This is a genomic window from Enterobacter sp. JBIWA005 (genome assembly GCF_019968805.1).
Lineage (GTDB): Bacteria > Pseudomonadota > Gammaproteobacteria > Enterobacterales > Enterobacteriaceae > Enterobacter > Enterobacter vonholyi.
In genome coordinates this window covers 4,265,751-4,289,041 of the sequence record NZ_CP074159.1, presented here as the reverse complement: position 1 = coordinate 4,289,041, position 23,291 = coordinate 4,265,751, and the positions used below count along the sequence as shown (strand labels likewise).

General features: G+C 50.6%; 39 protein-coding genes. 35 read left to right on the top strand and 4 right to left on the bottom strand.

Annotation, left to right across the window (positions count from 1 at the left end; genetic code table 11):
* Nucleotides 1-62 precede the first annotated feature (62 nt).
* The 4 genes from fusA (at nucleotide 63) to bfr (ending at nucleotide 4,353) form a co-directional block, all read left to right on the top strand.
* Nucleotides 63-2,177 carry an elongation factor G gene (fusA, locus tag KGP22_RS20465; protein ID WP_223580608.1) on the top strand — a complete coding sequence of 705 codons (2,115 nt, stop codon included), beginning with the start codon at nucleotides 63-65 and terminating at the stop codon, nucleotides 2,175-2,177.
* 69 nt (nucleotides 2,178-2,246) lie between these two features.
* Nucleotides 2,247-3,431, top strand: coding sequence for an elongation factor Tu (gene tuf, locus KGP22_RS20460; protein ID WP_014068448.1), 1,185 nt, complete (start codon nucleotides 2,247-2,249; stop codon nucleotides 3,429-3,431).
* 178 nt (nucleotides 3,432-3,609) lie between these two features.
* Nucleotides 3,610-3,804 (top strand): bacterioferritin-associated ferredoxin, encoded by a 195-nt coding sequence (gene bfd, locus KGP22_RS20455; RefSeq protein ID WP_008503493.1) that lies wholly within the window; start codon nucleotides 3,610-3,612, stop codon nucleotides 3,802-3,804.
* A gap of 72 nt (nucleotides 3,805-3,876) precedes the next feature.
* A complete protein-coding gene (gene bfr / locus KGP22_RS20450; protein WP_008503492.1) occupies nucleotides 3,877-4,353 on the top strand; it encodes a bacterioferritin in 477 nt (158 codons plus the stop codon).
* Here bfr and KGP22_RS20445 read toward each other — a convergent pair.
* Nucleotides 4,337-4,810 (bottom strand): A24 family peptidase, encoded by a 474-nt coding sequence (locus tag KGP22_RS20445; protein ID WP_149367527.1) that lies wholly within the window; start codon nucleotides 4,808-4,810, stop codon nucleotides 4,337-4,339. The two genes, bfr and KGP22_RS20445, sit on opposite strands and share 17 nt — an antisense overlap.
* Nucleotides 4,811-5,190: 380 nt before the next feature.
* Between KGP22_RS20445 and rpsJ the strand changes: the two genes are divergently transcribed.
* The 31 genes from rpsJ to KGP22_RS20290 all read left to right on the top strand — a co-directional run bounded on the left by rpsJ (nucleotide 5,191) and on the right by KGP22_RS20290 (nucleotide 20,020).
* Nucleotides 5,191-5,502 carry a 30S ribosomal protein S10 gene (gene rpsJ / locus KGP22_RS20440; RefSeq protein ID WP_001181005.1) on the top strand — a complete coding sequence of 104 codons (312 nt, stop codon included), beginning with the start codon at nucleotides 5,191-5,193 and terminating at the stop codon, nucleotides 5,500-5,502.
* A gap of 32 nt (nucleotides 5,503-5,534) precedes the next feature.
* Nucleotides 5,535-6,164 carry a 50S ribosomal protein L3 gene (gene rplC / locus KGP22_RS20435; RefSeq protein WP_003863274.1) on the top strand — a complete coding sequence of 210 codons (630 nt, stop codon included), beginning with the start codon at nucleotides 5,535-5,537 and terminating at the stop codon, nucleotides 6,162-6,164.
* Between the two features lie 10 nt (nucleotides 6,165-6,174).
* Nucleotides 6,175-6,780 (top strand): 50S ribosomal protein L4, encoded by a 606-nt coding sequence (gene rplD / locus KGP22_RS20430; RefSeq protein ID WP_000424395.1) that lies wholly within the window; start codon nucleotides 6,175-6,177, stop codon nucleotides 6,778-6,780.
* Entirely contained in the window at nucleotides 6,777-7,079 is a 303-nt protein-coding gene (gene rplW, locus KGP22_RS20425; RefSeq protein WP_000617546.1) for a 50S ribosomal protein L23, read from the top strand. The genes rplD and rplW overlap by 4 nt, the downstream gene beginning before the upstream one ends.
* Before the next feature lie 17 nt (nucleotides 7,080-7,096).
* A complete protein-coding gene (gene rplB, locus KGP22_RS20420; RefSeq protein WP_008457150.1) occupies nucleotides 7,097-7,918 on the top strand; it encodes a 50S ribosomal protein L2 in 822 nt (273 codons plus the stop codon).
* 16 nt (nucleotides 7,919-7,934) lie between these two features.
* On the top strand, nucleotides 7,935-8,213 hold the full coding sequence (gene rpsS, locus KGP22_RS20415) for a 30S ribosomal protein S19 (protein WP_001138117.1): 279 nt from the start codon (nucleotides 7,935-7,937) through the stop codon (nucleotides 8,211-8,213).
* A 14-nt stretch (nucleotides 8,214-8,227) separates the two neighbouring features.
* The gene (gene rplV / locus KGP22_RS20410) at nucleotides 8,228-8,560 is read left to right on the top strand and encodes a 50S ribosomal protein L22 (protein ID WP_002919773.1); all 333 of its coding nucleotides are present in this window, start codon (nucleotides 8,228-8,230) and stop codon (nucleotides 8,558-8,560) included.
* A gap of 17 nt (nucleotides 8,561-8,577) precedes the next feature.
* Nucleotides 8,578-9,279: a 30S ribosomal protein S3 gene (rpsC, locus tag KGP22_RS20405; protein WP_000529945.1), complete on the top strand. Its 702-nt coding sequence runs from the start codon at nucleotides 8,578-8,580 to the stop codon at nucleotides 9,277-9,279.
* 12 nt (nucleotides 9,280-9,291) lie between these two features.
* Nucleotides 9,292-9,702 carry a 50S ribosomal protein L16 gene (gene rplP / locus KGP22_RS20400; RefSeq protein ID WP_002919759.1) on the top strand — a complete coding sequence of 137 codons (411 nt, stop codon included), beginning with the start codon at nucleotides 9,292-9,294 and terminating at the stop codon, nucleotides 9,700-9,702.
* Nucleotides 9,702-9,893, top strand: a complete 192-nt coding sequence (gene rpmC, locus KGP22_RS20395) for a 50S ribosomal protein L29 (protein ID WP_003863282.1) — start codon at nucleotides 9,702-9,704, stop codon at nucleotides 9,891-9,893. Before rplP ends, rpmC begins: the two co-directional genes overlap by 1 nt.
* Nucleotides 9,893-10,147, top strand: coding sequence for a 30S ribosomal protein S17 (gene rpsQ / locus KGP22_RS20390; RefSeq protein ID WP_008503489.1), 255 nt, complete (start codon nucleotides 9,893-9,895; stop codon nucleotides 10,145-10,147). The genes rpmC and rpsQ overlap by 1 nt, the downstream gene beginning before the upstream one ends.
* A gap of 166 nt (nucleotides 10,148-10,313) precedes the next feature.
* On the top strand, nucleotides 10,314-10,685 hold the full coding sequence (gene rplN, locus KGP22_RS20385) for a 50S ribosomal protein L14 (protein WP_002919748.1): 372 nt from the start codon (nucleotides 10,314-10,316) through the stop codon (nucleotides 10,683-10,685).
* A 10-nt stretch (nucleotides 10,686-10,695) separates the two neighbouring features.
* Nucleotides 10,696-11,010: a 50S ribosomal protein L24 gene (rplX, locus tag KGP22_RS20380; RefSeq protein ID WP_003863287.1), complete on the top strand. Its 315-nt coding sequence runs from the start codon at nucleotides 10,696-10,698 to the stop codon at nucleotides 11,008-11,010.
* A gap of 14 nt (nucleotides 11,011-11,024) precedes the next feature.
* Nucleotides 11,025-11,564: a 50S ribosomal protein L5 gene (gene rplE / locus KGP22_RS20375; RefSeq protein WP_001096202.1), complete on the top strand. Its 540-nt coding sequence runs from the start codon at nucleotides 11,025-11,027 to the stop codon at nucleotides 11,562-11,564.
* Between the two features lie 14 nt (nucleotides 11,565-11,578).
* The gene (gene rpsN, locus KGP22_RS20370) at nucleotides 11,579-11,884 is read left to right on the top strand and encodes a 30S ribosomal protein S14 (RefSeq protein ID WP_003863291.1); all 306 of its coding nucleotides are present in this window, start codon (nucleotides 11,579-11,581) and stop codon (nucleotides 11,882-11,884) included.
* A 30-nt stretch (nucleotides 11,885-11,914) separates the two neighbouring features.
* On the top strand, nucleotides 11,915-12,307 hold the full coding sequence (rpsH, locus tag KGP22_RS20365) for a 30S ribosomal protein S8 (RefSeq protein ID WP_006178918.1): 393 nt from the start codon (nucleotides 11,915-11,917) through the stop codon (nucleotides 12,305-12,307).
* A 12-nt stretch (nucleotides 12,308-12,319) separates the two neighbouring features.
* Nucleotides 12,320-12,853 (top strand): 50S ribosomal protein L6, encoded by a 534-nt coding sequence (rplF, locus tag KGP22_RS20360; protein ID WP_003863296.1) that lies wholly within the window; start codon nucleotides 12,320-12,322, stop codon nucleotides 12,851-12,853.
* Between the two features lie 9 nt (nucleotides 12,854-12,862).
* The gene (gene rplR, locus KGP22_RS20355) at nucleotides 12,863-13,216 is read left to right on the top strand and encodes a 50S ribosomal protein L18 (RefSeq protein WP_003863297.1); all 354 of its coding nucleotides are present in this window, start codon (nucleotides 12,863-12,865) and stop codon (nucleotides 13,214-13,216) included.
* A gap of 14 nt (nucleotides 13,217-13,230) precedes the next feature.
* Nucleotides 13,231-13,731, top strand: coding sequence for a 30S ribosomal protein S5 (rpsE, locus tag KGP22_RS20350; protein WP_003863299.1), 501 nt, complete (start codon nucleotides 13,231-13,233; stop codon nucleotides 13,729-13,731).
* Between the two features lie 6 nt (nucleotides 13,732-13,737).
* Complete coding sequence (gene rpmD / locus KGP22_RS20345; RefSeq protein WP_003863301.1) at nucleotides 13,738-13,917, top strand: 50S ribosomal protein L30; 180 nt, start codon at nucleotides 13,738-13,740, stop codon at nucleotides 13,915-13,917.
* 3 nt (nucleotides 13,918-13,920) lie between these two features.
* Complete coding sequence (gene rplO / locus KGP22_RS20340; RefSeq protein WP_003863304.1) at nucleotides 13,921-14,355, top strand: 50S ribosomal protein L15; 435 nt, start codon at nucleotides 13,921-13,923, stop codon at nucleotides 14,353-14,355.
* Nucleotides 14,356-14,362: 7 nt separating this feature from the next.
* Nucleotides 14,363-15,694: a preprotein translocase subunit SecY gene (gene secY / locus KGP22_RS20335; protein ID WP_003863305.1), complete on the top strand. Its 1,332-nt coding sequence runs from the start codon at nucleotides 14,363-14,365 to the stop codon at nucleotides 15,692-15,694.
* Between the two features lie 31 nt (nucleotides 15,695-15,725).
* On the top strand, nucleotides 15,726-15,842 hold the full coding sequence (gene rpmJ / locus KGP22_RS20330) for a 50S ribosomal protein L36 (RefSeq protein ID WP_000868187.1): 117 nt from the start codon (nucleotides 15,726-15,728) through the stop codon (nucleotides 15,840-15,842).
* A gap of 146 nt (nucleotides 15,843-15,988) precedes the next feature.
* Complete coding sequence (gene rpsM, locus KGP22_RS20325) at nucleotides 15,989-16,345, top strand: 30S ribosomal protein S13 (RefSeq protein WP_003863308.1); 357 nt, start codon at nucleotides 15,989-15,991, stop codon at nucleotides 16,343-16,345.
* A gap of 16 nt (nucleotides 16,346-16,361) precedes the next feature.
* Nucleotides 16,362-16,751 carry a 30S ribosomal protein S11 gene (gene rpsK / locus KGP22_RS20320; RefSeq protein ID WP_003863312.1) on the top strand — a complete coding sequence of 130 codons (390 nt, stop codon included), beginning with the start codon at nucleotides 16,362-16,364 and terminating at the stop codon, nucleotides 16,749-16,751.
* Between the two features lie 33 nt (nucleotides 16,752-16,784).
* Nucleotides 16,785-17,405, top strand: a complete 621-nt coding sequence (gene rpsD / locus KGP22_RS20315) for a 30S ribosomal protein S4 (protein WP_004868345.1) — start codon at nucleotides 16,785-16,787, stop codon at nucleotides 17,403-17,405.
* A gap of 25 nt (nucleotides 17,406-17,430) precedes the next feature.
* Nucleotides 17,431-18,420: a DNA-directed RNA polymerase subunit alpha gene (rpoA, locus tag KGP22_RS20310; RefSeq protein ID WP_002919219.1), complete on the top strand. Its 990-nt coding sequence runs from the start codon at nucleotides 17,431-17,433 to the stop codon at nucleotides 18,418-18,420.
* A gap of 40 nt (nucleotides 18,421-18,460) precedes the next feature.
* Entirely contained in the window at nucleotides 18,461-18,844 is a 384-nt protein-coding gene (gene rplQ, locus KGP22_RS20305) for a 50S ribosomal protein L17 (protein WP_001216368.1), read from the top strand.
* A 106-nt stretch (nucleotides 18,845-18,950) separates the two neighbouring features.
* Nucleotides 18,951-19,319, top strand: a complete 369-nt coding sequence (locus tag KGP22_RS20300; protein WP_149367526.1) for a DUF1992 domain-containing protein — start codon at nucleotides 18,951-18,953, stop codon at nucleotides 19,317-19,319.
* Nucleotides 19,320-19,321: 2 nt separating this feature from the next.
* Nucleotides 19,322-19,747, top strand: a complete 426-nt coding sequence (zntR, locus tag KGP22_RS20295; protein ID WP_014833516.1) for a Zn(2+)-responsive transcriptional regulator — start codon at nucleotides 19,322-19,324, stop codon at nucleotides 19,745-19,747.
* A gap of 57 nt (nucleotides 19,748-19,804) precedes the next feature.
* On the top strand, nucleotides 19,805-20,020 hold the full coding sequence (locus tag KGP22_RS20290; RefSeq protein WP_111966064.1) for an alternative ribosome-rescue factor A: 216 nt from the start codon (nucleotides 19,805-19,807) through the stop codon (nucleotides 20,018-20,020).
* Here the strand turns inward: KGP22_RS20290 and mscL are convergent, their stop codons facing one another.
* The 3 genes from mscL to rsmB all read right to left on the bottom strand — a co-directional run bounded on the left by mscL (nucleotide 20,021) and on the right by rsmB (nucleotide 23,263).
* Entirely contained in the window at nucleotides 20,021-20,431 is a 411-nt protein-coding gene (gene mscL, locus KGP22_RS20285; protein WP_023309449.1) for a large-conductance mechanosensitive channel protein MscL, read from the bottom strand.
* Nucleotides 20,432-20,577: 146 nt separating this feature from the next.
* The gene (trkA, locus tag KGP22_RS20280) at nucleotides 20,578-21,954 is read right to left on the bottom strand and encodes a Trk system potassium transporter TrkA (protein WP_149367525.1); all 1,377 of its coding nucleotides are present in this window, start codon (nucleotides 21,952-21,954) and stop codon (nucleotides 20,578-20,580) included.
* 22 nt (nucleotides 21,955-21,976) lie between these two features.
* Nucleotides 21,977-23,263 carry a 16S rRNA (cytosine(967)-C(5))-methyltransferase RsmB gene (gene rsmB, locus KGP22_RS20275; RefSeq protein WP_149367524.1) on the bottom strand — a complete coding sequence of 429 codons (1,287 nt, stop codon included), beginning with the start codon at nucleotides 23,261-23,263 and terminating at the stop codon, nucleotides 21,977-21,979.
* Nucleotides 23,264-23,291: the final 28 nt, after the last annotated feature.

The window sequence follows — 23,291 nt, the reverse complement described above, 5'->3', positions numbered from 1 at the left end:
CAGAGAAGCCGCCCGCTCTGGGTAACTTAACTGAACGCCTAAAGATATAAACGAGGAATCAAATGGCTCGTACAACACCCATCGCACGCTACCGTAACATCGGTATCAGTGCGCACATCGACGCCGGTAAAACCACTACTACCGAACGTATTCTGTTCTACACCGGTGTAAACCACAAAATCGGTGAAGTTCATGACGGCGCAGCCACCATGGACTGGATGGAACAGGAGCAGGAGCGTGGTATCACTATCACCTCCGCAGCGACTACTGCATTCTGGTCAGGTATGGCTAAGCAGTACGAACCGCATCGCGTAAACATCATCGACACCCCAGGGCACGTTGACTTCACCATCGAAGTAGAACGTTCCATGCGTGTTCTTGACGGCGCGGTAATGGTTTATTGCGCAGTTGGTGGTGTTCAGCCACAGTCTGAAACCGTATGGCGTCAGGCGAACAAATATAAAGTTCCACGCATCGCGTTCGTTAACAAAATGGACCGTATGGGTGCTAACTTCCTGAAAGTTGTTGGCCAGATCAAAACCCGTCTGGGCGCGAACCCTGTTCCGCTGCAGCTGGCAATTGGTGCTGAAGAAGGCTTCACCGGTGTTATCGACCTGGTGAAAATGAAAGCCATCAACTGGAACGATGCAGACCAGGGCGTTACCTTCGAATACGAAGATATCCCAGCTGCAATGCAGGACCTGGCTAACGAATGGCACCAGAACCTGATCGAATCCGCTGCTGAAGCTTCTGAAGAGCTGATGGAGAAATACCTGGGTGGTGAAGAACTGACTGAAGAAGAGATCAAAAAAGCTCTGCGTCAGCGCGTTCTGAACAACGAAATCATCCTGGTAACCTGTGGTTCTGCGTTCAAGAACAAAGGTGTTCAGGCGATGCTGGATGCGGTAGTTGACTACCTGCCATCCCCGGTTGACGTTCCTGCGATCAACGGCATCCTGGACGACGGTAAAGATACTCCGGCTGAGCGTCACGCAAGCGACGAAGAGCCATTCTCTGCACTGGCGTTCAAAATTGCTACCGACCCATTCGTGGGTAACCTGACCTTCTTCCGCGTTTACTCTGGTGTGGTTAACTCCGGTGACACCATCCTGAACTCCGTGAAAGCGGCGCGTGAGCGTTTTGGCCGTATCGTACAGATGCACGCTAACAAACGTGAAGAGATCAAAGAAGTTCGTGCGGGCGACATCGCTGCAGCTATCGGTCTGAAAGACGTGACCACTGGTGACACTCTGTGTGACCCTGATCACCCGATCATTCTGGAGCGTATGGAATTCCCAGAGCCGGTAATCTCCATCGCAGTTGAACCAAAAACCAAAGCTGACCAGGAAAAAATGGGTCTGGCTCTGGGCCGTCTGGCGAAAGAAGACCCATCATTCCGCGTATGGACTGATGAAGAATCTAACCAGACCATCATCGCTGGTATGGGTGAACTGCACCTGGACATCATCGTTGACCGTATGAAGCGTGAATTCAACGTTGAAGCGAACGTGGGTAAACCTCAGGTTGCTTACCGCGAAGCGATTCGCGCGAAAGTTACCGACATTGAAGGTAAACACGCTAAGCAGTCTGGTGGTCGCGGTCAGTACGGTCACGTTGTGATCGACATGTACCCACTGGAGCCGGGCTCTAACCCGAAAGGTTACGAGTTCATCAACGACATCAAAGGTGGTGTAATTCCTGGCGAATACATCCCTGCCGTTGATAAAGGCATCCAGGAACAGCTGAAAGCGGGCCCTCTGGCTGGCTATCCGGTTGTTGACATGGGTGTTCGTCTGCACTTCGGTTCTTACCACGACGTTGACTCCTCTGAACTGGCGTTTAAACTGGCTGCGTCTATTGCCTTTAAAGAAGGCTTTAAGAAAGCAAAACCAGTTCTGCTTGAGCCAATCATGAAGGTTGAAGTAGAAACTCCTGAAGAGAACACCGGTGACGTTATCGGTGACTTGAGCCGTCGTCGCGGTATGCTGCGTGGTCAGGAATCCGAAGTAACTGGCGTTAAGATCCACGCTGAAGTTCCGCTGTCTGAAATGTTCGGATATGCGACTCAGCTGCGTTCTCTGACCAAAGGTCGTGCATCATACACCATGGAATTCCTGAAGTATGATGATGCGCCTAACAACGTTGCTCAGGCCGTTATTGAAGCCCGTGGTAAGTAATCCACAGGATTAAAACCTAAGTCCCGTGCTCTCTCCAGAGGGGAGAGCACTATAGTAAGGAATATAGCCGTGTCTAAAGAAAAATTTGAACGTACAAAACCGCACGTCAACGTTGGTACTATCGGCCACGTTGACCATGGTAAAACTACCCTGACTGCTGCAATCACTACCGTTCTGGCTAAAACCTACGGTGGTTCTGCTCGTGCATTCGACCAGATCGATAACGCACCAGAAGAAAAAGCTCGTGGTATCACCATCAACACCTCTCACGTTGAGTACGACACCCCGACTCGCCACTACGCACACGTAGACTGCCCAGGCCACGCCGACTATGTTAAAAACATGATCACCGGTGCTGCGCAGATGGACGGCGCGATCCTGGTTGTTGCTGCGACTGACGGCCCAATGCCTCAGACTCGTGAGCACATCCTGCTGGGTCGTCAGGTAGGCGTTCCTTTCATCATCGTGTTCCTGAACAAGTGCGACATGGTTGATGACGAAGAGCTGCTGGAACTGGTAGAGATGGAAGTTCGTGAACTGCTGTCTCAGTACGATTTCCCAGGCGACGATACTCCAATCGTTCGTGGTTCTGCTCTGAAAGCGCTGGAAGGCGAAGCTGAGTGGGAAGCGAAAATCATCGAACTGGCTGGCTTCCTGGATTCTTACATCCCAGAACCAGAGCGTGCGATTGACAAGCCATTCCTGCTGCCAATCGAAGACGTATTCTCCATCTCCGGTCGTGGTACCGTTGTTACCGGTCGTGTAGAGCGCGGTATCATCAAAGTTGGTGAAGAAGTTGAAATCGTTGGTATCAAAGAGACTGCGAAGTCTACCTGTACTGGCGTTGAAATGTTCCGCAAACTGCTGGACGAAGGCCGTGCTGGTGAGAACGTTGGTGTTCTGCTGCGTGGTATCAAACGTGAAGAAATCGAACGTGGTCAGGTTCTGGCGAAGCCAGGCTCAATCAAGCCACACACCAAGTTCGAATCTGAAGTGTACATTCTGTCCAAAGACGAAGGCGGCCGTCATACTCCGTTCTTCAAAGGCTACCGTCCACAGTTCTACTTCCGTACAACTGACGTGACCGGTACCATCGAACTGCCAGAAGGCGTTGAGATGGTAATGCCAGGCGACAACATCAAGATGGTTGTGACTCTGATCCACCCAATCGCGATGGACGACGGTCTGCGTTTCGCAATCCGTGAAGGCGGCCGTACCGTTGGCGCGGGCGTTGTTGCTAAAGTTCTGGGCTAATTAATTATCCCCGAATAAAAAAGGACGCTTCGGCGTCCTTTTTTGTTTTCTGCCGCTCAGGTATTGTCACAAAATTTCGCATTTTTTGCCTGCTCCCGCCCCGCATTCTGGCGTTTGTGCTATTGTAATCATAACCATTCTCACTTACACTTTGCGCATAATTTGAACGGGAGTTTATATGTACGTTTGTTTATGTAATGGTGTAAGCGACAAAAAAATACGTCAGGCCGTTCGCCAGTTCCAGCCCCAGTCATTCCAGCAGCTTCGCAAATTTGTTCCGGTGGGAAATCAATGCGGTAAATGTGTACGTGCTGCGCGAGAGATCATGCAGGACGAACTGATGCAGATCCCGGAATACAAAGAGATCGCGTAAGCGCCCATCTTTTTTTTGACATCCCTGTAGCCCGATCTACGCTTCAATGAGTGGAAGCGGAGGGACTATATAATGAAAGGTGATGTTAAAATCATAAGTTATCTCAATAAATTATTGGGAAATGAGCTTGTCGCAATCAACCAGTACTTTCTTCACGCGAGAATGTTCAAAAACTGGGGACTCAAACGTTTAAACGACGTTGAGTACCATGAATCTATAGATGAGATGAAACACGCTGATAAATATATCGAGCGTATTTTATTCCTTGAAGGCATTCCAAATCTGCAGGATCTCGGCAAGCTGGGCATCGGAGAAGATGTCGAAGAGATGCTGCGTTCCGACCTCAGGCTGGAGCTTGAAGGCGCCAAAGATCTCCGTGAAGCCATTGCCTATGCTGACAGCGTACATGACTACGTCAGTCGCGATATGATGATCCAGATCCTGGCCGATGAAGAAGGCCATATTGACTGGCTGGAAACGGAGCTGGATCTAATTGCTAAAATTGGCCTGCAAAACTATCTTCAGTCACAGATTAAAGTGGAAGAATAAGCAACGTCTTCCAGCCAACGCATAAACCCGCTGCTGCCAGAAATGGCCCAAAAGGCAGCGGGTTTTTTATTGCCTTCTTATCAGGGCGGATTAACGAAAAAACAAGAATGCAAAGAAGCGCCATCAGCGCCGCGAGTAGCGCCAGCGTAGGCAGTACGCACCAGCCGTGCCATGCGCCAAGCGCCGCCAGGTATTTCACATCGCCATATCCCATACCTTCACGTCGGCGGATAAACCAGTAGCCCCAGTAAATAACGGCAAAACCGATATATCCAGCCATCGCACCCACCACCGCGCTCTGCAGAAAATCAGGATGGATACAGAGCTGAAAGAGCAATCCAGACCATAACAGCGGGCAGAGAAATTTATCGGGAAGCAGACCGTAGCGAATATCGGCATGTACCAGTAAGGCAGTCAGCGAAAGATAGATCAGCAGAAAGGGGAGGGTGGTTAGCATGAAAAAGGCCTCAAGCGGGTTTGAGGGCATACTCGTTATAATCGGCCTTGCCGGCAATGCACAAAAAACGGAGATGCGTAGCGGCTCGAAACAAAGCATCGACGCAGATTACATTGCATAAAATGTTGCGCGCTCTTACGAATACTGCGCCTCTGGCGCTTAATTTCTAAACGGCACTTGCGTCTTGCCCAGATTTACGTATAATGCGCGGGCTTGTCGTAATTGACGGCGGGTTCAATCAGAACCAGAGTAGCTCATTTTGTTACTCAACAATGCTCCCAATTGGGGAGCTACGTAAGAACGGTTACACTCTCCCATCAATCGTAATGGGTTTGAGGAGTAATCATTTTCGTTTATAAAATAATTGGAGCTCTGGTCTCATGCAGAACCAAAGAATCCGTATCCGCCTTAAAGCGTTTGATCATCGTCTGATCGATCAATCAACCGCGGAAATCGTCGAGACTGCTAAGCGCACTGGTGCGCAAGTCCGTGGTCCGATCCCGCTGCCGACCCGCAAAGAGCGCTTCACCGTTCTGATCTCCCCGCACGTCAACAAAGACGCGCGCGATCAGTACGAAATCCGCACTCACAAGCGTCTGGTTGACATCGTTGAGCCAACTGAGAAAACCGTTGATGCTCTGATGCGTCTGGATCTGGCTGCCGGTGTAGACGTGCAGATCAGCCTGGGTTAATCAGGTCATCGAGCGATTGAGAGGTTGAAACAATGATTGGTTTAGTCGGTAAAAAAGTGGGTATGACCCGCATCTTCACTGAAGATGGCGTTTCTATCCCAGTAACCGTAATCGAAGTTGAAGCAAACCGCGTTACTCAGGTTAAAGATCTGGCTAACGATGGCTACCGCGCTATTCAGGTTACCACTGGTGCTAAAAAAGCTAACCGTGTAACCAAACCAGAAGCGGGTCACTTCGCTAAAGCTGGCGTAGAAGCTGGCCGTGGTCTGTGGGAATTCCGTCTTGCTGAAGGCGAAGAGTTCACCGTAGGTCAGGACATTAGCGTTGAGCTGTTTGCTGACGTTAAAAAAGTTGACGTAACCGGTACCTCTAAAGGTAAAGGTTTTGCTGGTACCGTTAAGCGCTGGAACTTCCGTACCCAGGACGCTACTCACGGTAACTCCTTGTCTCACCGCGTTCCGGGTTCTATCGGTCAGAACCAGACTCCGGGCAAAGTGTTCAAAGGCAAGAAAATGGCAGGTCAGCTGGGTAACGAACGTGTAACCGTTCAGAGCCTGGACGTAGTACGTGTTGACGCTGAGCGCAACCTGCTGCTGGTTAAAGGTGCAGTTCCGGGTGCAACCGGTAGCGACCTGATCGTTAAACCAGCTGTGAAGGCGTAAGGGGATAGCAATGGAATTAGTATTGAAAGACGCGCAGAGCGCGCTGACTGTTTCCGAAACTACCTTCGGTCGTGATTTCAACGAAGCGCTGGTTCACCAGGTTGTTGTTGCTTATGCAGCTGGTGCTCGTCAGGGTACTCGTGCTCAGAAGACTCGTGCTGAAGTAACTGGTTCTGGCAAAAAGCCATGGCGCCAGAAAGGTACCGGCCGTGCGCGTTCAGGTTCTATCAAGAGCCCGATCTGGCGTTCAGGTGGCGTGACCTTCGCTGCGCGTCCACAGGACCACAGTCAAAAAGTTAACAAAAAGATGTACCGCGGCGCGCTGAAAAGCATCCTGTCCGAACTGGTACGTCAGGATCGTCTGATCGTTGTCGAGAAGTTCTCTGTTGAAGCGCCTAAAACTAAGCTGCTGGCACAGAAACTGAAAGACATGGCTCTGGAAGATGTGCTGATCATCACCGGTGAGCTGGACGAGAACCTGTTCCTGGCCGCACGTAACCTGCACAAGGTTGACGTACGCGATGCGACTGGTATCGACCCGGTTAGCCTGATCGCCTTCGACAAAGTCGTAATGACTGCTGATGCTGTTAAGCAAGTTGAGGAGATGCTGGCATGATTCGTGAAGAACGTCTGCTGAAGGTGCTTCGCGCACCGCACGTTTCTGAAAAAGCGTCTACTGCGATGGAAAAAACAAACACCATCGTTCTCAAAGTTGCTAAAGACGCGACCAAAGCAGAGATCAAAGCTGCTGTGCAGAAACTGTTTGAAGTCGAAGTCGAAGTCGTTAACACCCTGGTAGTTAAAGGGAAAGTTAAACGTCACGGACAGCGTATCGGTCGTCGTAGCGACTGGAAAAAAGCTTACGTCACCCTGAAAGAAGGCCAGAATCTGGACTTCGTTGGCGGCGCTGAGTAAGTCGGAGGAGTAATACAATGGCAGTTGTTAAATGTAAACCGACATCTCCGGGTCGTCGCCACGTAGTTAAAGTGGTTAACCCTGAGCTGCACAAGGGCAAACCTTTTGCTCCGTTGCTGGAAAAAAACAGCAAATCCGGTGGTCGTAACAACAATGGCCGTATCACCACTCGTCACATCGGTGGTGGCCACAAGCAGGCTTATCGTATTGTTGACTTCAAACGCAACAAAGACGGTATCCCAGCAGTTGTTGAACGTCTTGAGTACGATCCGAACCGTTCCGCGAACATCGCGCTGGTTCTGTACAAAGACGGCGAACGCCGTTACATCCTGGCCCCTAAAGGCCTGAAAGCTGGCGACCAGATTCAGTCTGGCGTTGATGCTGCAATCAAAGCAGGCAACACCCTGCCGATGCGCAATATCCCGGTTGGTTCTACCGTTCATAACGTAGAAATGAAACCAGGTAAAGGCGGTCAGCTGGCACGTTCCGCTGGTACTTACGTTCAGATCGTTGCTCGTGATGGTGCTTATGTCACCCTGCGTCTGCGTTCTGGTGAAATGCGTAAAGTCGAAGCAGACTGCCGCGCTACTCTGGGCGAAGTTGGCAATGCTGAGCATATGCTGCGCGTTCTGGGTAAAGCAGGTGCTGCACGCTGGCGTGGTGTTCGTCCTACCGTTCGCGGTACTGCGATGAACCCAGTCGATCACCCACATGGTGGTGGTGAAGGTCGTAACTTTGGTAAGCACCCGGTATCTCCGTGGGGCGTTCAGACCAAAGGTAAGAAGACCCGCAGCAACAAGCGTACTGATAAATTTATCGTACGTCGCCGTAGCAAATAATTTTAGAGGATAAGCCATGCCACGTTCTCTCAAGAAAGGTCCTTTTATTGACCTGCACTTGCTGAAGAAGGTAGAGAAAGCGGTGGAAAGCGGAGACAAGAAGCCCCTGCGCACTTGGTCCCGTCGTTCAACGATCTTTCCTAACATGATCGGTTTGACCATCGCTGTCCATAATGGTCGTCAGCACGTTCCAGTCTTTGTTACCGACGAAATGGTTGGTCACAAACTGGGTGAATTCGCACCGACTCGTACTTATCGCGGCCACGCTGCTGATAAAAAAGCGAAGAAGAAATAAGGTAGGAGGAAGAGATGGAAACTTTAGCTCAACATCGCCATGCTCGTTCTTCTGCTCAGAAGGTTCGCCTTGTTGCTGACCTGATTCGCGGTAAGAAAGTGTCGCAGGCCCTGGACATCCTGACCTATACCAACAAGAAAGCTGCGGTATTGGTCAAGAAAGTACTGGAATCTGCCATTGCTAACGCTGAACACAACGATGGCGCTGACATCGACGATCTGAAAGTTGCGAAAATTTTCGTAGATGAAGGCCCAAGCATGAAGCGCATTATGCCGCGTGCGAAAGGTCGTGCAGATCGCATCCTGAAGCGCACCAGCCACATTACTGTGGTTGTGTCCGATCGCTGAGACTCTGGAGACTAGCAATGGGTCAGAAAGTACATCCTAATGGTATTCGCCTGGGTATTGTAAAACCATGGAACTCTACCTGGTTTGCGAACACCAAAGAATTCGCTGACAACCTGGACAGCGATTTTAAAGTACGTCAGTACCTGACTAAGGAACTGGCTAAAGCGTCTGTATCTCGTATCGTTATCGAGCGTCCAGCGAAGAGCATCCGTGTGACTATTCACACTGCTCGTCCTGGCATCGTTATCGGTAAGAAAGGCGAAGACGTAGAAAAACTGCGCAAGGTCGTAGCGGATATCGCTGGCGTTCCTGCACAGATCAATATCGCTGAAGTTCGTAAGCCTGAACTGGACGCTAAATTGGTTGCTGACAGCATCACTTCACAGCTGGAACGTCGTGTTATGTTCCGTCGTGCTATGAAGCGTGCTGTACAGAACGCAATGCGTCTGGGCGCTAAAGGTATCAAAGTTGAAGTTAGCGGCCGTCTGGGCGGCGCGGAAATCGCACGTACCGAATGGTACCGTGAAGGTCGCGTACCGCTGCACACTCTGCGTGCTGACATCGACTACAACACCTCTGAAGCGCACACCACTTACGGTGTAATCGGCGTTAAGGTATGGATCTTCAAAGGTGAGATCCTGGGTGGTATGGCTGCTGTTGAACAACCGGAAAAACCGGCTGCTCAACCTAAAAAGCAGCAGCGTAAAGGCCGTAAATAAGGAGCGTCGCTGATGTTACAACCAAAGCGTACAAAATTCCGTAAAGTGCACAAAGGCCGCAACCGTGGTCTGGCGCAGGGTACGGATGTTAGCTTCGGCACTTTCGGTCTGAAAGCTGTTGGCCGTGGTCGTCTGACTGCACGTCAGATCGAAGCAGCACGTCGTGCAATGACCCGTGCAGTTAAGCGTCAAGGTAAGATCTGGATCCGTGTATTCCCGGACAAACCGATCACCGAGAAGCCGCTGGAAGTTCGTATGGGTAAAGGTAAAGGTAACGTGGAGTACTGGGTTGCCTTGATCCAACCGGGCAAAGTCCTTTATGAAATGGACGGTGTTCCGGAAGAGCTGGCCCGTGAAGCCTTCGGCCTGGCAGCAGCGAAACTGCCTATCAAAACCACCTTTGTAACTAAGACGGTGATGTAATGAAAGCAAAAGAGCTGCGTGAAAAAAGCGTTGAAGAGCTGAACGCTGAGCTGCTGAACCTGCTGCGTGAGCAGTTCAACCTGCGTATGCAGGCTGCAAGTGGCCAGCTGCAACAGACTCACCTGCTGAAGCAAGTGCGTCGCAATGTTGCACGCGTTAAGACTTTACTGACTCAGAAGGCGGGTGCGTAATGACCGATAAAATCCGTACTCTGCAAGGTCGTGTTGTTAGCGACAAAATGGAGAAATCCATTGTTGTAGCTATCGAACGTATTGTGAAACACCCGATCTACGGTAAATTCATCAAGCGTACGACCAAACTGCACGTACATGACGAGAACAACGAATGTGGTATCGGCGACAAGGTTGAAATCCGTGAATGCCGTCCACTGTCCAAGACTAAGTCCTGGACGCTGGTTCGCGTTGTAGAGAAAGCGGTTCTGTAATACAGTACGCCTTCTCAATACGAATAAACGGCTCAGCGATGAGCCGTTTATTTTTTCTACCCATATTGCAGAAGCGGTGTTATAATGCCGCGCCCTCGATATGGGGCTTTTTAACGGCTCTGATTTTAGAGTCTCAGGTAGTAGTTGACATTAGCGGAGCACTAAAATGATCCAAGAACAGACTATGCTGAACGTCGCCGACAACTCCGGTGCACGTCGCGTAATGTGTATCAAGGTTCTGGGTGGCTCGCACCGTCGCTACGCAGGCGTAGGCGACATCATCAAGATCACCATCAAGGAAGCAATTCCACGTGGTAAGGTCAAAAAAGGTGATGTGCTGAAGGCGGTAGTGGTGCGCACCAAGAAGGGTGTTCGTCGCCCTGACGGTTCTGTCATTCGCTTCGATGGTAATGCATGCGTTATTTTAAACAATAACAGCGAGCAGCCTATCGGCACGCGTATCTTTGGGCCGGTAACTCGTGAACTTCGTACTGAGAAGTTCATGAAAATTATCTCTCTGGCACCAGAAGTACTCTAAGGAGCGAATCATGGCAGCGAAAATCCGTCGTGATGACGAAGTTATCGTGTTAACCGGTAAAGATAAAGGTAAACGCGGTAAAGTAAAAAATGTTCTGTCTTCCGGCAAACTTGTCGTTGAAGGTATCAACCTGGTCAAGAAACATCAGAAGCCGGTTCCGGCCCTGAACCAACCAGGTGGCATCGTTGAAAAAGAAGCTGCTATTCAGGTTTCTAACGTTGCAATCTTCAATGCGGCTACCGGCAAGGCTGACCGTGTAGGCTTTAGATTCGAAGACGGCAAAAAAGTCCGTTTCTTCAAGTCTAACAGCGAAACTATCAAGTAATTTGGAGTAGTACGATGGCGAAACTGCATGATTACTACAAAGACGAAGTAGTTAAAAAACTCATGACCGAGTTTAACTACAATTCTGTCATGCAAGTCCCTCGGGTCGAGAAGATCACCCTGAACATGGGTGTTGGTGAAGCGATCGCTGACAAGAAACTGCTGGATAACGCAGCAGCTGACCTGACAGCAATCTCCGGTCAAAAACCGCTGATCACCAAAGCACGCAAATCTGTTGCAGGCTTCAAAATCCGTCAGGGCTATCCGATCGGCTGTAAAGTAACTCTGCGTGGCGAACGCATGTGGGAGTTCTTTGAGCGCCTGATCACTATTGCTGTTCCACGTATCCGTGACTTCCGTGGCTTGTCCGCTAAGTCTTTCGACGGTCGTGGTAACTACAGCATGGGTGTCCGTGAGCAGATCATCTTCCCAGAAATCGACTACGATAAAGTCGACCGCGTGCGTGGTTTGGATATTACCATTACCACTACTGCGAAATCTGACGAAGAAGGCCGTGCTCTGCTGGCTGCCTTTGACTTCCCGTTCCGCAAGTAAGGTAGGGTTACTGAATGGCTAAGCAATCAATGAAAGCACGCGAAGTAAAGCGCGTAGCTTTAGCTGATAAATTCTTCGCTAAACGCGCTGAACTGAAAGCGATCATTTCTGATGTGAACGCTTCCGACGAAGATCGTTGGAATGCGGTTCTCAAGCTGCAGTCTCTGCCGCGTGATTCCAGCCCGTCTCGTCAGCGTAACCGCTGTCGTCAAACAGGTCGTCCACATGGTTATGTGGGCAAGTTTGGGTTGAGCCGTATCAAACTGCGTGAAGCCGCCATGCGCGGTGAAGTGCCAGGCTTGAAAAAGGCTAGCTGGTAATTACCAATTGAATCACGGGAGTAAAGACAGATGAGCATGCAAGATCCGATCGCGGATATGCTGACCCGTATCCGTAACGGTCAGGCCGCGAACAAAGTTGCGGTCACCATGCCTTCCGCCAAGCTGAAAGTGGCAATTGCCAACGTGCTGAAGGAAGAAGGTTTTATCGAAGATTTTAAAGTTGAAGGCGACACCAAGCCGGAACTGGAACTTACTCTCAAGTATTTCCAGGGTAAAGCTGTTGTAGAAAGCATTCAGCGTGTCAGCCGCCCAGGCCTGCGCATCTATAAGAAAAAAGATGAGCTGCCAAAAGTTATGGCTGGTCTTGGTATCGCAGTTGTTTCTACCTCTAAAGGTGTTATGACTGATCGTGCAGCGCGCCAGGCTGGTCTTGGTGGCGAAATTATCTGCTACGTAGCCTAATCGGAGGAAAGAATGTCTCGTGTTGCTAAAGCACCGGTCGTTATTCCTGCCGGCGTTGATGTAAAAATCGACGGTCAGGTTATTACGATCAAAGGTAAAAACGGCGAGCTGACTCGTACCCTCAACAAAGCTGTTGAAGTTAAACATGCAGATAACGCTCTGACCTTCGGTCCACGTGATGGTTTCGTGGATGGATGGGCTCAGGCTGGTACCGCGCGTGCCCTGCTGAACTCAATGGTTGTTGGTGTTACCGAAGGCTTCACTAAAAAGCTTCAGCTGGTTGGTGTAGGTTATCGTGCAGCTATCAAAGGGAATGCAGTAGGCCTGTCTCTGGGCTTCTCACACCCTGTTGAGCATCCGCTGCCGGCCGGTATCACTGCAGAATGCCCGACTCAGACTGAAATCGTGCTGAAAGGCGCTGATAAACAGCTGATCGGTCAGGTTGCAGCAGATCTGCGCGCCTACCGTCGTCCTGAGCCTTACAAAGGCAAGGGTGTTCGTTACGCCGACGAAGTCGTGCGTACCAAAGAGGCTAAGAAGAAGTAAGGTAACACTATGGATAAGAAATCTGCTCGTATCCGTCGTGCGACCCGCGCACGCCGCAAGCTCAAAGAGCTGGGTGCAACTCGCCTGGTGGTACATCGTACCCCGCGTCATATTTACGCACAGGTAATTGCACCGAACGGTTCTGAAGTTCTGGTAGCTGCTTCTACTGTAGAAAAAGCTATCTCAGAACAATTGAAGTACACCGGTAACAAAGACGCCGCTGCAGCTGTAGGTAAAGCTGTTGCTGAACGCGCTCTGGAAAAAGGCATCAGCAATGTTTCCTTTGACCGTTCCGGGTTCCAATATCATGGTCGTGTCCAGGCACTGGCAGATGCTGCCCGTGAAGCTGGCCTTCAGTTCTAAGGTAGAGGTGTAAGATGGCTCACATCGAAAAACAGGCTGGCGAACTGCAGGAAAAGCTGATCGCGGTAAACCGCGTATCTAAAACCGTTAAAGGTGGTCGTATTTTCTCCTTCACAGCTCTGACTGTAGTAGGCGATGGTAACGGTCGCGTTGGTTTTGGTTACGGTAAAGCGCGTGAAGTTCCAGCAGCGATCCAGAAAGCGATGGAAAAAGCCCGTCGCAACATGATTAACGTCGCGCTGAACAACGGCACCCTGCAGCACCCAGTTAAAGGTGTTCACACGGGTTCTCGTGTATTCATGCAGCCAGCTTCAGAAGGTACCGGTATCATCGCCGGTGGTGCAATGCGCGCCGTTCTGGAAGTTGCTGGGGTTCATAACGTTCTGGCTAAAGCATATGGTTCCACCAACCCGATCAACGTGGTTCGTGCAACTATTGATGGCCTGGAAAATATGAATTCTCCAGAAATGGTCGCTGCCAAGCGTGGTAAATCCGTTGAAGAAATTCTGGGGTAATTGACCATGGCAAAGACTATTAAAATCACTCAAACCCGCAGTGCAATCGGTCGTCTGCCGAAACACAAGGCAACGCTGCTTGGCCTGGGTCTGCGTCGTATTGGTCATACCGTTGAGCGCGAGGATACTCCTGCTGTTCGTGGTATGGTCAACGCGGTTTACTTCATGGTTAAAGTTGAGGAGTAAGAGATGCGTTTAAATACTCTGTCTCCGGCCGAAGGCTCTAAAAAGGCGGGTAAACGCCTGGGTCGTGGTATCGGTTCTGGCCTCGGTAAAACCGGTGGTCGTGGTCACAAAGGTCAGAACTCTCGTTCTGGCGGTGGCGTACGTCGCGGTTTCGAGGGTGGCCAGATGCCACTGTACCGTCGTCTGCCGAAGTTCGGCTTCACCTCTCGCAAAGCAGCGATCACAGCGGAAATCCGTCTGTCTGACCTGGCGAAAGTTGAAGGCGGCGTTGTAGACCTGAACACGCTGAAAGCAGCAAACATTATCGGTATCCAGATCGAGTTCGCGAAAGTGATCCTGGCTGGTGAAGTTTCTACTCCGGTAACTGTTCGTGGCCTGCGTGTTACTAAAGGTGCTCGTGCTGCTATCGAAGCTGCTGGCGGTAAAATTGAGGAATAAGTAGCAGATGGCTAAGCAACCGGGATTAGATTTTCAAAGTGCCAAAGGTGGATTTGGCGAGCTGAAACGCAGACTGCTGTTTGTTATCGGCGCGCTGATTGTGTTCCGTATTGGCTCTTTTATTCCGATCCCTGGTATCGATGCCGCTGTACTTGCCAAACTGCTTGAGCAACAGCGAGGCACCATCATTGAAATGTTCAACATGTTCTCTGGTGGTGCTCTCAGCCGTGCTTCTATCTTTGCATTGGGTATTATGCCGTACATTTCGGCATCTATTATTATCCAGCTGCTGACGGTCGTTCATCCGGCCCTGGCAGAGTTGAAGAAAGAAGGGGAGTCTGGACGTCGTAAGATTAGTCAGTACACCCGTTACGGTACTCTGGTGCTGGCAATATTCCAGTCGATCGGTATTGCTACCGGTCTGCCGAATATGCCTGGTATGCAGGGCTTGGTGTTAAACCCGGGCTTTGCATTCTACTTCACCGCTGTTGTAAGTCTGGTCACAGGGACAATGTTCCTGATGTGGCTCGGCGAACAGATTACTGAGCGTGGTATCGGTAACGGTATCTCAATCATCATCTTCGCCGGTATTGTTGCGGGCCTCCCGCCAGCCATCGCCCATACTATCGAGCAAGCGCGTCAAGGCGACCTGCACTTCCTCCTGTTGCTGTTGGTTGCAGTATTAGTATTTGCAGTGACGTTCTTTGTTGTCTTCGTTGAACGTGGTCAACGCCGCATTGTGGTGAACTACGCTAAACGTCAGCAAGGTCGTCGTGTCTATGCTGCACAGAGCACACATTTACCGCTGAAAGTGAACATGGCGGGGGTTATCCCGGCTATCTTCGCTTCCAGTATTATTCTGTTCCCGGCTACCATCGCGTCATGGTTCGGGGGCGGTACTGGTTGGAACTGGCTGACAACAATTTCGCTGTATTTGCAGCCTGGGCAACCACTTTATGTGTTACTCTATGCGTCTGCGATCATCTTCTTCTGTTTCTTCTACACGGCGTTGGTCTTCAACCCGCGTGAAACAGCAGATAACCTGAAGAAGTCCGGTGCATTTGTACCAGGAATTCGTCCGGGAGAGCAAACGGCGAAGTATATCGATAAAGTAATGACCCGCCTGACTTTGGTTGGTGCGCTCTATATTACTTTTATCTGCCTGATCCCGGAGTTCATGCGTGATGCAATGAAAGTACCGTTCTACTTCGGTGGGACCTCACTGCTTATCGTTGTTGTCGTGATTATGGACTTTATGGCTCAAGTGCAAACTCTGATGATGTCCAGTCAGTATGAGTCTGCATTGAAGAAGGCGAACCTGAAAGGCTACGGCCGCTAATTGGTCGCCTGAGAAGTTACGGAGAGTAAAAATGAAAGTTCGTGCTTCCGTCAAGAAATTATGCCGTAACTGCAAAATCGTTAAGCGTGATGGTGTCATCCGTGTGATTTGCAGTGCCGAGCCGAAGCATAAACAGCGCCAAGGCTGATTATTTCGCATATTTTTCTTGCAAAGTTGGGTTGAGCTGGCTAGATTAGCCAGCCAATCTTTTGTATGTCTGTACGTTTCCATTTGAGTATCCTGAAAACGGGCTTTTCAGCATGGTGCGTACATATTAAATAGTAGGAGTGCATAGTGGCCCGTATAGCAGGCATTAACATTCCTGATCAGAAACATGCTGTGATCGCATTAACTTCGATCTACGGCGTCGGCAAGACCCGTTCTAAAGCCATTCTGGCTGCAGCGGGTATCGCTGAAGATGTTAAGATCAGTGAGCTGTCTGAAGAACAAATCGACACGCTGCGTGACGAAGTTGCCAAATTTGTCGTTGAAGGTGATCTGCGCCGTGAAATCAGCATGAGCATCAAGCGCCTGATGGATCTTGGTTGCTATCGCGGTTTGCGTCATCGTCGTGGTCTGCCAGTGCGCGGTCAGCGTACTAAGACCAACGCACGTACCCGTAAGGGTCCGCGCAAACCGATCAAGAAATAATCGGGGTGATTGAATAATGGCAAAGGCACCAGTTCGTGCACGTAAACGTGTAAGAAAACAAGTCTCTGACGGCGTGGCTCATATCCATGCTTCTTTCAACAACACCATCGTTACTATTACTGATCGTCAGGGTAACGCATTGGGTTGGGCAACAGCCGGTGGTTCCGGTTTCCGTGGTTCTCGCAAATCCACTCCGTTCGCAGCTCAGGTTGCAGCAGAGCGTTGCGCTGAAGCCGTAAAAGAATACGGCATCAAGAATCTGGAAGTTATGGTTAAAGGTCCGGGTCCGGGTCGTGAATCTACTGTTCGCGCTCTGAACGCCGCTGGTTTCCGCATCACGAATATTACTGATGTGACTCCGATCCCTCATAACGGTTGTCGTCCGCCGAAAAAACGTCGCGTATAACGCTCCGTTTTTTAGGTTAGTTGGAGATAGAAAATGGCAAGATATTTGGGTCCTAAGCTCAAGCTGAGCCGTCGTGAGGGCACCGACTTATTCCTTAAGTCTGGCGTTCGCGCGATCGATACCAAGTGTAAAATTGAACAAGCTCCTGGCCAGCACGGTGCGCGTAAACCGCGTCTGTCTGACTATGGTGTGCAGTTGCGTGAAAAGCAAAAAGTTCGCCGTATGTACGGTGTGCTGGAGCGTCAGTTCCGTAACTACTATAAAGAAGCAGCACGTCTGAAAGGCAACACAGGTGAAAACCTGCTGGCTCTGCTGGAAGGTCGTCTGGACAACGTTGTATACCGTATGGGCTTCGGCGCTACTCGTGCTGAATCACGTCAGCTGGTTAGCCACAAAGCAATCATGGTAAACGGTCGTGTTGTTAACATCGCTTCTTATCAGGTTAAAGCGAATGACGTTGTTAGCATTCGTGAGAAAGCGAAAAAGCAATCTCGCGTGAAGGCCGCTCTGGAGCTGGCTGAGCAGCGTGAAAAGCCAACCTGGCTGGAAGTTGATGCTGGCAAGATGGAAGGTACGTTCAAGCGTCAGCCAGAACGTTCTGATCTGTCTGCGGACATTAACGAACACCTGATCGTCGAGCTTTACTCCAAGTAAAGCTTAGTACCAAAGAGAGGACACAATGCAGGGTTCTGTGACAGAGTTTCTAAAACCGCGCCTGGTAGATATCGAGCAAGTGAGTTCGACGCACGCCAAGGTGACCCTTGAGCCTTTAGAGCGTGGCTTTGGCCATACTCTGGGTAACGCACTGCGCCGTATTCTGCTCTCATCGATGCCGGGTTGCGCGGTGACCGAGGTTGAGATTGATGGTGTACTTCATGAGTACAGCACCAAAGAAGGCGTTCAGGAAGATATCCTTGAAATCCTGCTCAACCTGAAAGGGCTGGCGGTGAGAGTTCAGGGTAAAGATGAAGTTATTCTTACTCTGAATAAATCTGGCATTGGCCCTGTGACTGCAGCCGACATCACCCACGACGGTGATGTTGAAATCGTCAAGCCGCAGCACGTGATCTGCCACCTGACCGATGAGAACGCAGCGATTAGCATGCGTATCAAAGTTCAGCGCGGTCGTGGTTATGTGCCGGCTTCTGCCCGAATTCATTCGGAAGAAGATGAGCGCCCAATCGGCCGTCTGCTGGTCGACGCATGCTACAGCCCTGTAGAGCGTATTGCCTACAATGTTGAAGCAGCGCGTGTAGAACAGCGTACCGACCTGGACAAGCTGGTCATCGAAATGGAAACCAACGGCACAATCGATCCTGAAGAGGCGATTCGTCGTGCGGCAACCATCCTGGCAGAACAACTGGAAGCTTTCGTTGACTTACGTGATGTACGTCAGCCGGAAGTGAAAGAAGAGAAACCAGAATTCGATCCGATCCTGCTGCGCCCTGTTGACGATCTCGAGTTGACTGTCCGCTCTGCTAACTGCCTCAAGGCAGAAGCTATCCACTATATCGGTGATCTGGTACAGCGTACCGAGGTTGAGTTGCTGAAAACGCCGAACCTGGGTAAAAAATCTCTTACTGAGATTAAAGACGTGCTGGCTTCTCGTGGTCTGTCTCTGGGCATGCGCCTGGAAAACTGGCCACCGGCAAGCATTGCTGACGAGTAACCGGATCACAGGTTAAGGTTTTACTGAGAAGGATAAGGTCATGCGCCATCGTAAGAGTGGTCGTCAACTGAACCGCAACAGCAGCCATCGCCAGGCTATGTTCCGCAACATGGCAGGTTCACTGGTTCGTCATGAGATCATCAAGACGACCCTGCCTAAAGCGAAAGAGCTGCGTCGCGTAGTTGAGCCGCTGATTACTCTTGCCAAGACTGACAGCGTTGCTAATCGTCGTCTGGCATTCGCCCGTACTCGTGATAACGAGATCGTGGCAAAACTGTTTAACGAACTGGGCCCGCGTTTCGCGAGCCGTGCCGGTGGTTACACTCGCATTCTGAAGTGTGGTTTCCGTGCAGGCGACAACGCGCCGATGGCTTACATCGAGCTGGTTGATCGTTCAGAGAAAGCAGAAGCTGCTGCAGAGTAATCTGCAGTAACGTAAAAAAACCCGCTCCGGCGGGTTTTTTTATATCCGTGAAATCCCCACTTCTCTACAATGTCTGTATCAATTCTGTTCATCCCTGGAGCTGGTAATGTGGTTGCTCGACCAGTGGGCAGAACGCCATATTTGTGATGCCCAAAAAAAAGGCGAATTCGACGATCTTCCAGGAAGCGGCGAACCTCTTGTGCTTGAAGACGATTCCCACATCTCGCCTGAATTACGGGCTGGATACCGTTTACTGAAAAATGCAGGCTGTCTCCCTTTGGAGCTTGAACAGCGCAGAGAGGCTGTTGAACTGGCCGATCTGCTTAAAGGCATCCGTCAGGACGATCCGCGACATTCTGAACTTAGCAGTCGTCTCGCCCTGCTTGAACTCAAGCTTCGCCAGGCAGGAATGAACACTGACTTTCTGCACGGTGAATACGGTGAAAGATTGATGCAGAAATTAAATGAGGAGTAGCTATGTACCGTATCGGTGAACTTGCGAAGCTCGCTAACGTCACGCCGGATACCATCCGATATTACGAAAAGCAGCAGATGATTGATCATGAAGTTCGTACTGAAGGTGGCTTTCGACTTTATACCGATAACGATCTGCAGCGCCTGCGGTTTATTCGTTATGCGCGCCAGCTCGGTTTCACATTAGACTCGATCCGCGAACTTTTATCGATCCGCATCGATCCGGCACATCACACCTGCCAGGAGTCTAAAAGCATTGTGCAGGCCCGTCTGGATGAAGTGGAAGCACGCATTCAGGAGCTGCAGACCATGCAGCGCTCCCTGCAAAGGCTGAATGATGCCTGCTGCGGTACGGCCCACAGCAGTATTTATTGTTCCATTCTGGAAGCCCTTGAACAGGGAGCCAGTGGAGAAACGCAGGGCTGTTGATTTTTAGTTCATCCGGGTCTAGACTCCCGTCGTCATAAACCAAGCTCAGGAGAATTTATGAGCCGCTATCAGCATACGAAAGGTCAGATCAAAGACAATGCCATTGAGGCACTACTTCACGACCCGCTATTCAGACAGCGCGTTGAGAAGAATAAAAAAGGGAAAGGAAGTTATCTGCGTAAAGACAAGCATGAAAAACGGGGTAACTGGGAGGCCAGTGGCAAGCAAGCGAATCGCTTATTTACCACTGGCCTTCCTGCTTTAAGCTTTTGATTAAACGCGGTTGTTCTGCTCTTTTAACAGATCGCGGATCTCACTCAGCAGCACTTCTTCTTTCGTTGGTGCAGGTGCTGCAGCTGGCTCTTCTTTCTTACGATTGAGCCTGTTGATCAGCTTGATAGCCATAAAAATGGCAAACGCGACAATCACAAAATCAAATACGTTCTGAATGAATACGCCGTAGTGCATCACGACCGCCGGCACATCACCCTGTGCTTCACGCAGCGTGAAAGCGAACTGTTTGAAATCTATGCCCCCGATTAACAACCCTAAAGGTGGCATGATAATGTCGGCCACTAATGATGAAACAATCTTGCCGAATGCCGCACCAATAATGACACCCACAGCTAAATCCACCACGTTCCCGCGCATCGCAAATTCGCGAAATTCTTTAATAAAACTCATTGTTCTCTCCTTGTGCCAGCTGACGAGTTTAAGTTTAACAAATGATTAGCCAATTGCCATTCGGGATAATTAAACATTATAAAAAATAAAAGGCACAAAAATGAAAAGGATAAAGTAAGGGTGCTCTTTCTGGAGCACCCAATTCTTTAAAGGAAGAATGGACTTGGCTGGAATAAACGTTCGACGTCGGTAATAAACTTTTTATCGGTAAGGAACATAATAACGTGATCGCCTTGCTCAATTCGTAAATTATCATTGGCAATCATGACATCATCCCCGCGCACAACGGCGCCGATGATCGTGCCTGGTGGAAGCTTAATTTCATCGATTGACCGGCCCACGACGCGTGACGTGGTTTCATCTCCGTGAGCAACAGCTTCAATGGCTTCCGCCACGCCACGGCGGAGCGATGACACACCGACAATATCCGCTTTACGAACATGGCTCAGAAGCGCTGAAATTGTTGCCTGCTGAGGCGAAATGGCAATATCAATAACGCTGCCCTGAACCAGATCGACATACGCCTTGCGCTGGATAAGCACCATGACTTTTTTTGCCCCCATGCGCTTCGCGAGCATGGCGGACATTATATTTGCCTCGTCATCGTTGGTGACGGCAATAAAGAGATCGACTTGATCAATATGCTCTTCAGCCAGTAGCTCCTGATCGGACGCATCACCATAAAATACGATCGTATTTTGAAGTTTTTCCGCCAGTTCAGCAGCACGCTGTTGATCGCGCTCGATCAACTTCACGCTGTAATCTTTTTCTAACCGATGTGCCAGACCTGCACCGATATTGCCGCCGCCGACCAGCATAATGCGTTTATAGGGTTTTTCGAGACGCTGTAATTCACTCATCACCGCACGAATATGCTGTGAGGCCGCAATAAAGAAGACCTCATCACCGGCTTCGACAATCGTGGAGCCCTGCGGGCGAATGGGTCTGTCGTGACGGAAAATGGCTGCGACGCGCGTATCGATATGCGGCATGTGCTCGCGCATGGTGGAAAGCGCATTGCCGATCAATGGCCCGCCGTAATAGGCCTTAACCACTGCCAGACTCACTTTGCCCTCGGCAAAGTTTACCACCTGCAGGGCACCCGGATATTCGATCAGGCGGTAGATATTGTCGATAACCAGCTGTTCTGGCGCGATAAGGTGGTCGATGGGGACCGCTTCGGAATTAAACAGTTTTTCAGCATCGCGAACATAGTCCGGAGAGCGAATACGCGCAATTCGGTTTGGCGTGTTGAAAAGCGAGTAGGCCACCTGACAGGCCACCATATTAGTTTCATCAGAACTGGTTACCGCAACCAGCATGTCGGCATCGTCGGCGCCTGCCTCACGAAGAACACGTGGGTGCGAACCATGACCCTGCACCACCCGCAGGTCAAATTTGTCCTGTAAAACACGCAGGCGATCGCCGTTGGTATCAACTATGGTGATGTCGTTGTTTTCCCCAACCAGGTTTTCCGCCAGCGTTCCGCCAACCTGTCCTGCGCCCAGAATGATAATCTTCATATCTCGTGACCTGTTCTCAACATCACTCTTTGATTAGCTTAGCGTAAAAGAAGCCATCACCCTCTTCTGCACCCGGCAGATTCTGCTGACCCGGGCATTCAGGCGTTCCCGTATCGCGCAGCGCTGCATCCGGGGTACGTTTAAGGAAGGCCGCGATTTGCTGACTGTTTTCTTCCGGCAGCACTGAGCAGGTCGCATAGACCAGCGTGCCGCCGGGTTTAAGATGTGGCCAGATGGCGTCGAGAATGTCGGATTGCAGTTGGGCAAGCTCGTTAATATCACGATCGCGACGCAGCCACTTGATATCAGGATGACGACGAATCACGCCGGTGGCAGAGCAGGGGGCATCCAGCAAAATGCGATCGAATTGTGTTTCGCCACACCATTCTGCTGGTTTGCGTCCATCGCCTTGCTTAACCTGTGCCTTCATGCCCAGGCGCTTGAGGTTGTCGTAGACGCGTGAAAGACGCTGCTCATCAACGTCCACTGCCATCACGCTGGCCTGCGGAGCCACTTCAAGAATATGCGTCGTTTTGCCCCCTGGTGCGGCGCAGAGATCGAGGATCTGCTCACCGTTTTGGGGTTCAAGCCAGGTCATGCAACCCTGAGCCGAGGCATCCTGTACAGTTACCCAACCGTCTTCAAAGCCGGGCAGTGCATGTACCAGTGCAGGCGATGCTAAGCGCACGGCATCAGGGTATGCGTCATGGGTGAAGCCGCTCATTCCAGCTTCTTCAAGTAATGCCAGCCATGCGTCACGGGTGTGGTGATTACGATTCACGCGTAACCACATTGGTGGACGCTGGTTGTTAGCATCGGCAATGTCCTGCCATTGCTGCGGATAAGCTTTTTTCAGGCGCTTCAACAGCCAGTCCGGATGCAGGAAGCGCGCTTCGCTTTGGGCAAATTCAGCCAGAAGCTCTTCCTGCTGTCTCTGGAACTGACGCAGTACGCCGTTGATCAGCCCTTTCAGCTGAGGACGTTTAATCGCAACGGCACCTTCCACCGTCTCTGCCAGCGCGGCATGGGGTGGGATGCGGGTATGAAGAAGCTGATAAAAACCCACCATAATCAAATAGTGTACGGTGCGCTGTTTGCCTGTCATTGGGCGTGACATCAGCTTATTAATCAACCACTCAAGTTGAGAAAGCGTGCGCAGGACGCCAAAGCAAAGCTCCTGAAGCAGGGCTTTATCCTTATCAGAGACTTTTTGCTGCAGGGGAGGCAGGACATTGCTCAATGACTGGCCCTGCTCAATAACCTGCTCGACGGCCTGAGCCGCCATACTGCGTAGATTTTGTTTTTTCATAACCGTAAAAATAAAAATGCCCGGAAAC

Bases quoted from the DNA above. Each gene is read 5' to 3' on its own strand.
- fusA (WP_223580608.1), top strand. From the start codon at position 63: ATGGCTCGTACAACACCCATCGCACGCTACCGTAACATCGGTATCAGT.
- bfd (WP_008503493.1), top strand. From the start codon at position 3,610: ATGTACGTTTGTTTATGTAATGGTGTAAGCGACAAAAAAATACGTCAG.
- bfr (WP_008503492.1), top strand. From the start codon at position 3,877: ATGAAAGGTGATGTTAAAATCATAAGTTATCTCAATAAATTATTGGGA.
- KGP22_RS20445 (WP_149367527.1), bottom strand. From the start codon at position 4,810: ATGCTAACCACCCTCCCCTTTCTGCTGATCTATCTTTCGCTGACTGCC.
- rpsJ (WP_001181005.1), top strand. From the start codon at position 5,191: ATGCAGAACCAAAGAATCCGTATCCGCCTTAAAGCGTTTGATCATCGT.
- rplC (WP_003863274.1), top strand. From the start codon at position 5,535: ATGATTGGTTTAGTCGGTAAAAAAGTGGGTATGACCCGCATCTTCACT.
- rplD (WP_000424395.1), top strand. From the start codon at position 6,175: ATGGAATTAGTATTGAAAGACGCGCAGAGCGCGCTGACTGTTTCCGAA.
- rplW (WP_000617546.1), top strand. From the start codon at position 6,777: ATGATTCGTGAAGAACGTCTGCTGAAGGTGCTTCGCGCACCGCACGTT.
- rplB (WP_008457150.1), top strand. From the start codon at position 7,097: ATGGCAGTTGTTAAATGTAAACCGACATCTCCGGGTCGTCGCCACGTA.
- rpsS (WP_001138117.1), top strand. From the start codon at position 7,935: ATGCCACGTTCTCTCAAGAAAGGTCCTTTTATTGACCTGCACTTGCTG.
- rplV (WP_002919773.1), top strand. From the start codon at position 8,228: ATGGAAACTTTAGCTCAACATCGCCATGCTCGTTCTTCTGCTCAGAAG.
- rpsC (WP_000529945.1), top strand. From the start codon at position 8,578: ATGGGTCAGAAAGTACATCCTAATGGTATTCGCCTGGGTATTGTAAAA.
- rplP (WP_002919759.1), top strand. From the start codon at position 9,292: ATGTTACAACCAAAGCGTACAAAATTCCGTAAAGTGCACAAAGGCCGC.
- rpmC (WP_003863282.1), top strand. From the start codon at position 9,702: ATGAAAGCAAAAGAGCTGCGTGAAAAAAGCGTTGAAGAGCTGAACGCT.
- rpsQ (WP_008503489.1), top strand. From the start codon at position 9,893: ATGACCGATAAAATCCGTACTCTGCAAGGTCGTGTTGTTAGCGACAAA.
- rplN (WP_002919748.1), top strand. From the start codon at position 10,314: ATGATCCAAGAACAGACTATGCTGAACGTCGCCGACAACTCCGGTGCA.
- rplX (WP_003863287.1), top strand. From the start codon at position 10,696: ATGGCAGCGAAAATCCGTCGTGATGACGAAGTTATCGTGTTAACCGGT.
- rplE (WP_001096202.1), top strand. From the start codon at position 11,025: ATGGCGAAACTGCATGATTACTACAAAGACGAAGTAGTTAAAAAACTC.
- rpsN (WP_003863291.1), top strand. From the start codon at position 11,579: ATGGCTAAGCAATCAATGAAAGCACGCGAAGTAAAGCGCGTAGCTTTA.
- rpsH (WP_006178918.1), top strand. From the start codon at position 11,915: ATGAGCATGCAAGATCCGATCGCGGATATGCTGACCCGTATCCGTAAC.
- rplF (WP_003863296.1), top strand. From the start codon at position 12,320: ATGTCTCGTGTTGCTAAAGCACCGGTCGTTATTCCTGCCGGCGTTGAT.
- rplR (WP_003863297.1), top strand. From the start codon at position 12,863: ATGGATAAGAAATCTGCTCGTATCCGTCGTGCGACCCGCGCACGCCGC.
- rpsE (WP_003863299.1), top strand. From the start codon at position 13,231: ATGGCTCACATCGAAAAACAGGCTGGCGAACTGCAGGAAAAGCTGATC.
- rpmD (WP_003863301.1), top strand. From the start codon at position 13,738: ATGGCAAAGACTATTAAAATCACTCAAACCCGCAGTGCAATCGGTCGT.
- rplO (WP_003863304.1), top strand. From the start codon at position 13,921: ATGCGTTTAAATACTCTGTCTCCGGCCGAAGGCTCTAAAAAGGCGGGT.
- secY (WP_003863305.1), top strand. From the start codon at position 14,363: ATGGCTAAGCAACCGGGATTAGATTTTCAAAGTGCCAAAGGTGGATTT.
- rpmJ (WP_000868187.1), top strand. From the start codon at position 15,726: ATGAAAGTTCGTGCTTCCGTCAAGAAATTATGCCGTAACTGCAAAATC.
- rpsK (WP_003863312.1), top strand. From the start codon at position 16,362: ATGGCAAAGGCACCAGTTCGTGCACGTAAACGTGTAAGAAAACAAGTC.
- rpsD (WP_004868345.1), top strand. From the start codon at position 16,785: ATGGCAAGATATTTGGGTCCTAAGCTCAAGCTGAGCCGTCGTGAGGGC.
- rpoA (WP_002919219.1), top strand. From the start codon at position 17,431: ATGCAGGGTTCTGTGACAGAGTTTCTAAAACCGCGCCTGGTAGATATC.
- rplQ (WP_001216368.1), top strand. From the start codon at position 18,461: ATGCGCCATCGTAAGAGTGGTCGTCAACTGAACCGCAACAGCAGCCAT.
- KGP22_RS20300 (WP_149367526.1), top strand. From the start codon at position 18,951: ATGTGGTTGCTCGACCAGTGGGCAGAACGCCATATTTGTGATGCCCAA.
- zntR (WP_014833516.1), top strand. From the start codon at position 19,322: ATGTACCGTATCGGTGAACTTGCGAAGCTCGCTAACGTCACGCCGGAT.
- KGP22_RS20290 (WP_111966064.1), top strand. From the start codon at position 19,805: ATGAGCCGCTATCAGCATACGAAAGGTCAGATCAAAGACAATGCCATT.
- mscL (WP_023309449.1), bottom strand. From the start codon at position 20,431: ATGAGTTTTATTAAAGAATTTCGCGAATTTGCGATGCGCGGGAACGTG.
- trkA (WP_149367525.1), bottom strand. From the start codon at position 21,954: ATGAAGATTATCATTCTGGGCGCAGGACAGGTTGGCGGAACGCTGGCG.
- rsmB (WP_149367524.1), bottom strand. From the start codon at position 23,263: ATGAAAAAACAAAATCTACGCAGTATGGCGGCTCAGGCCGTCGAGCAG.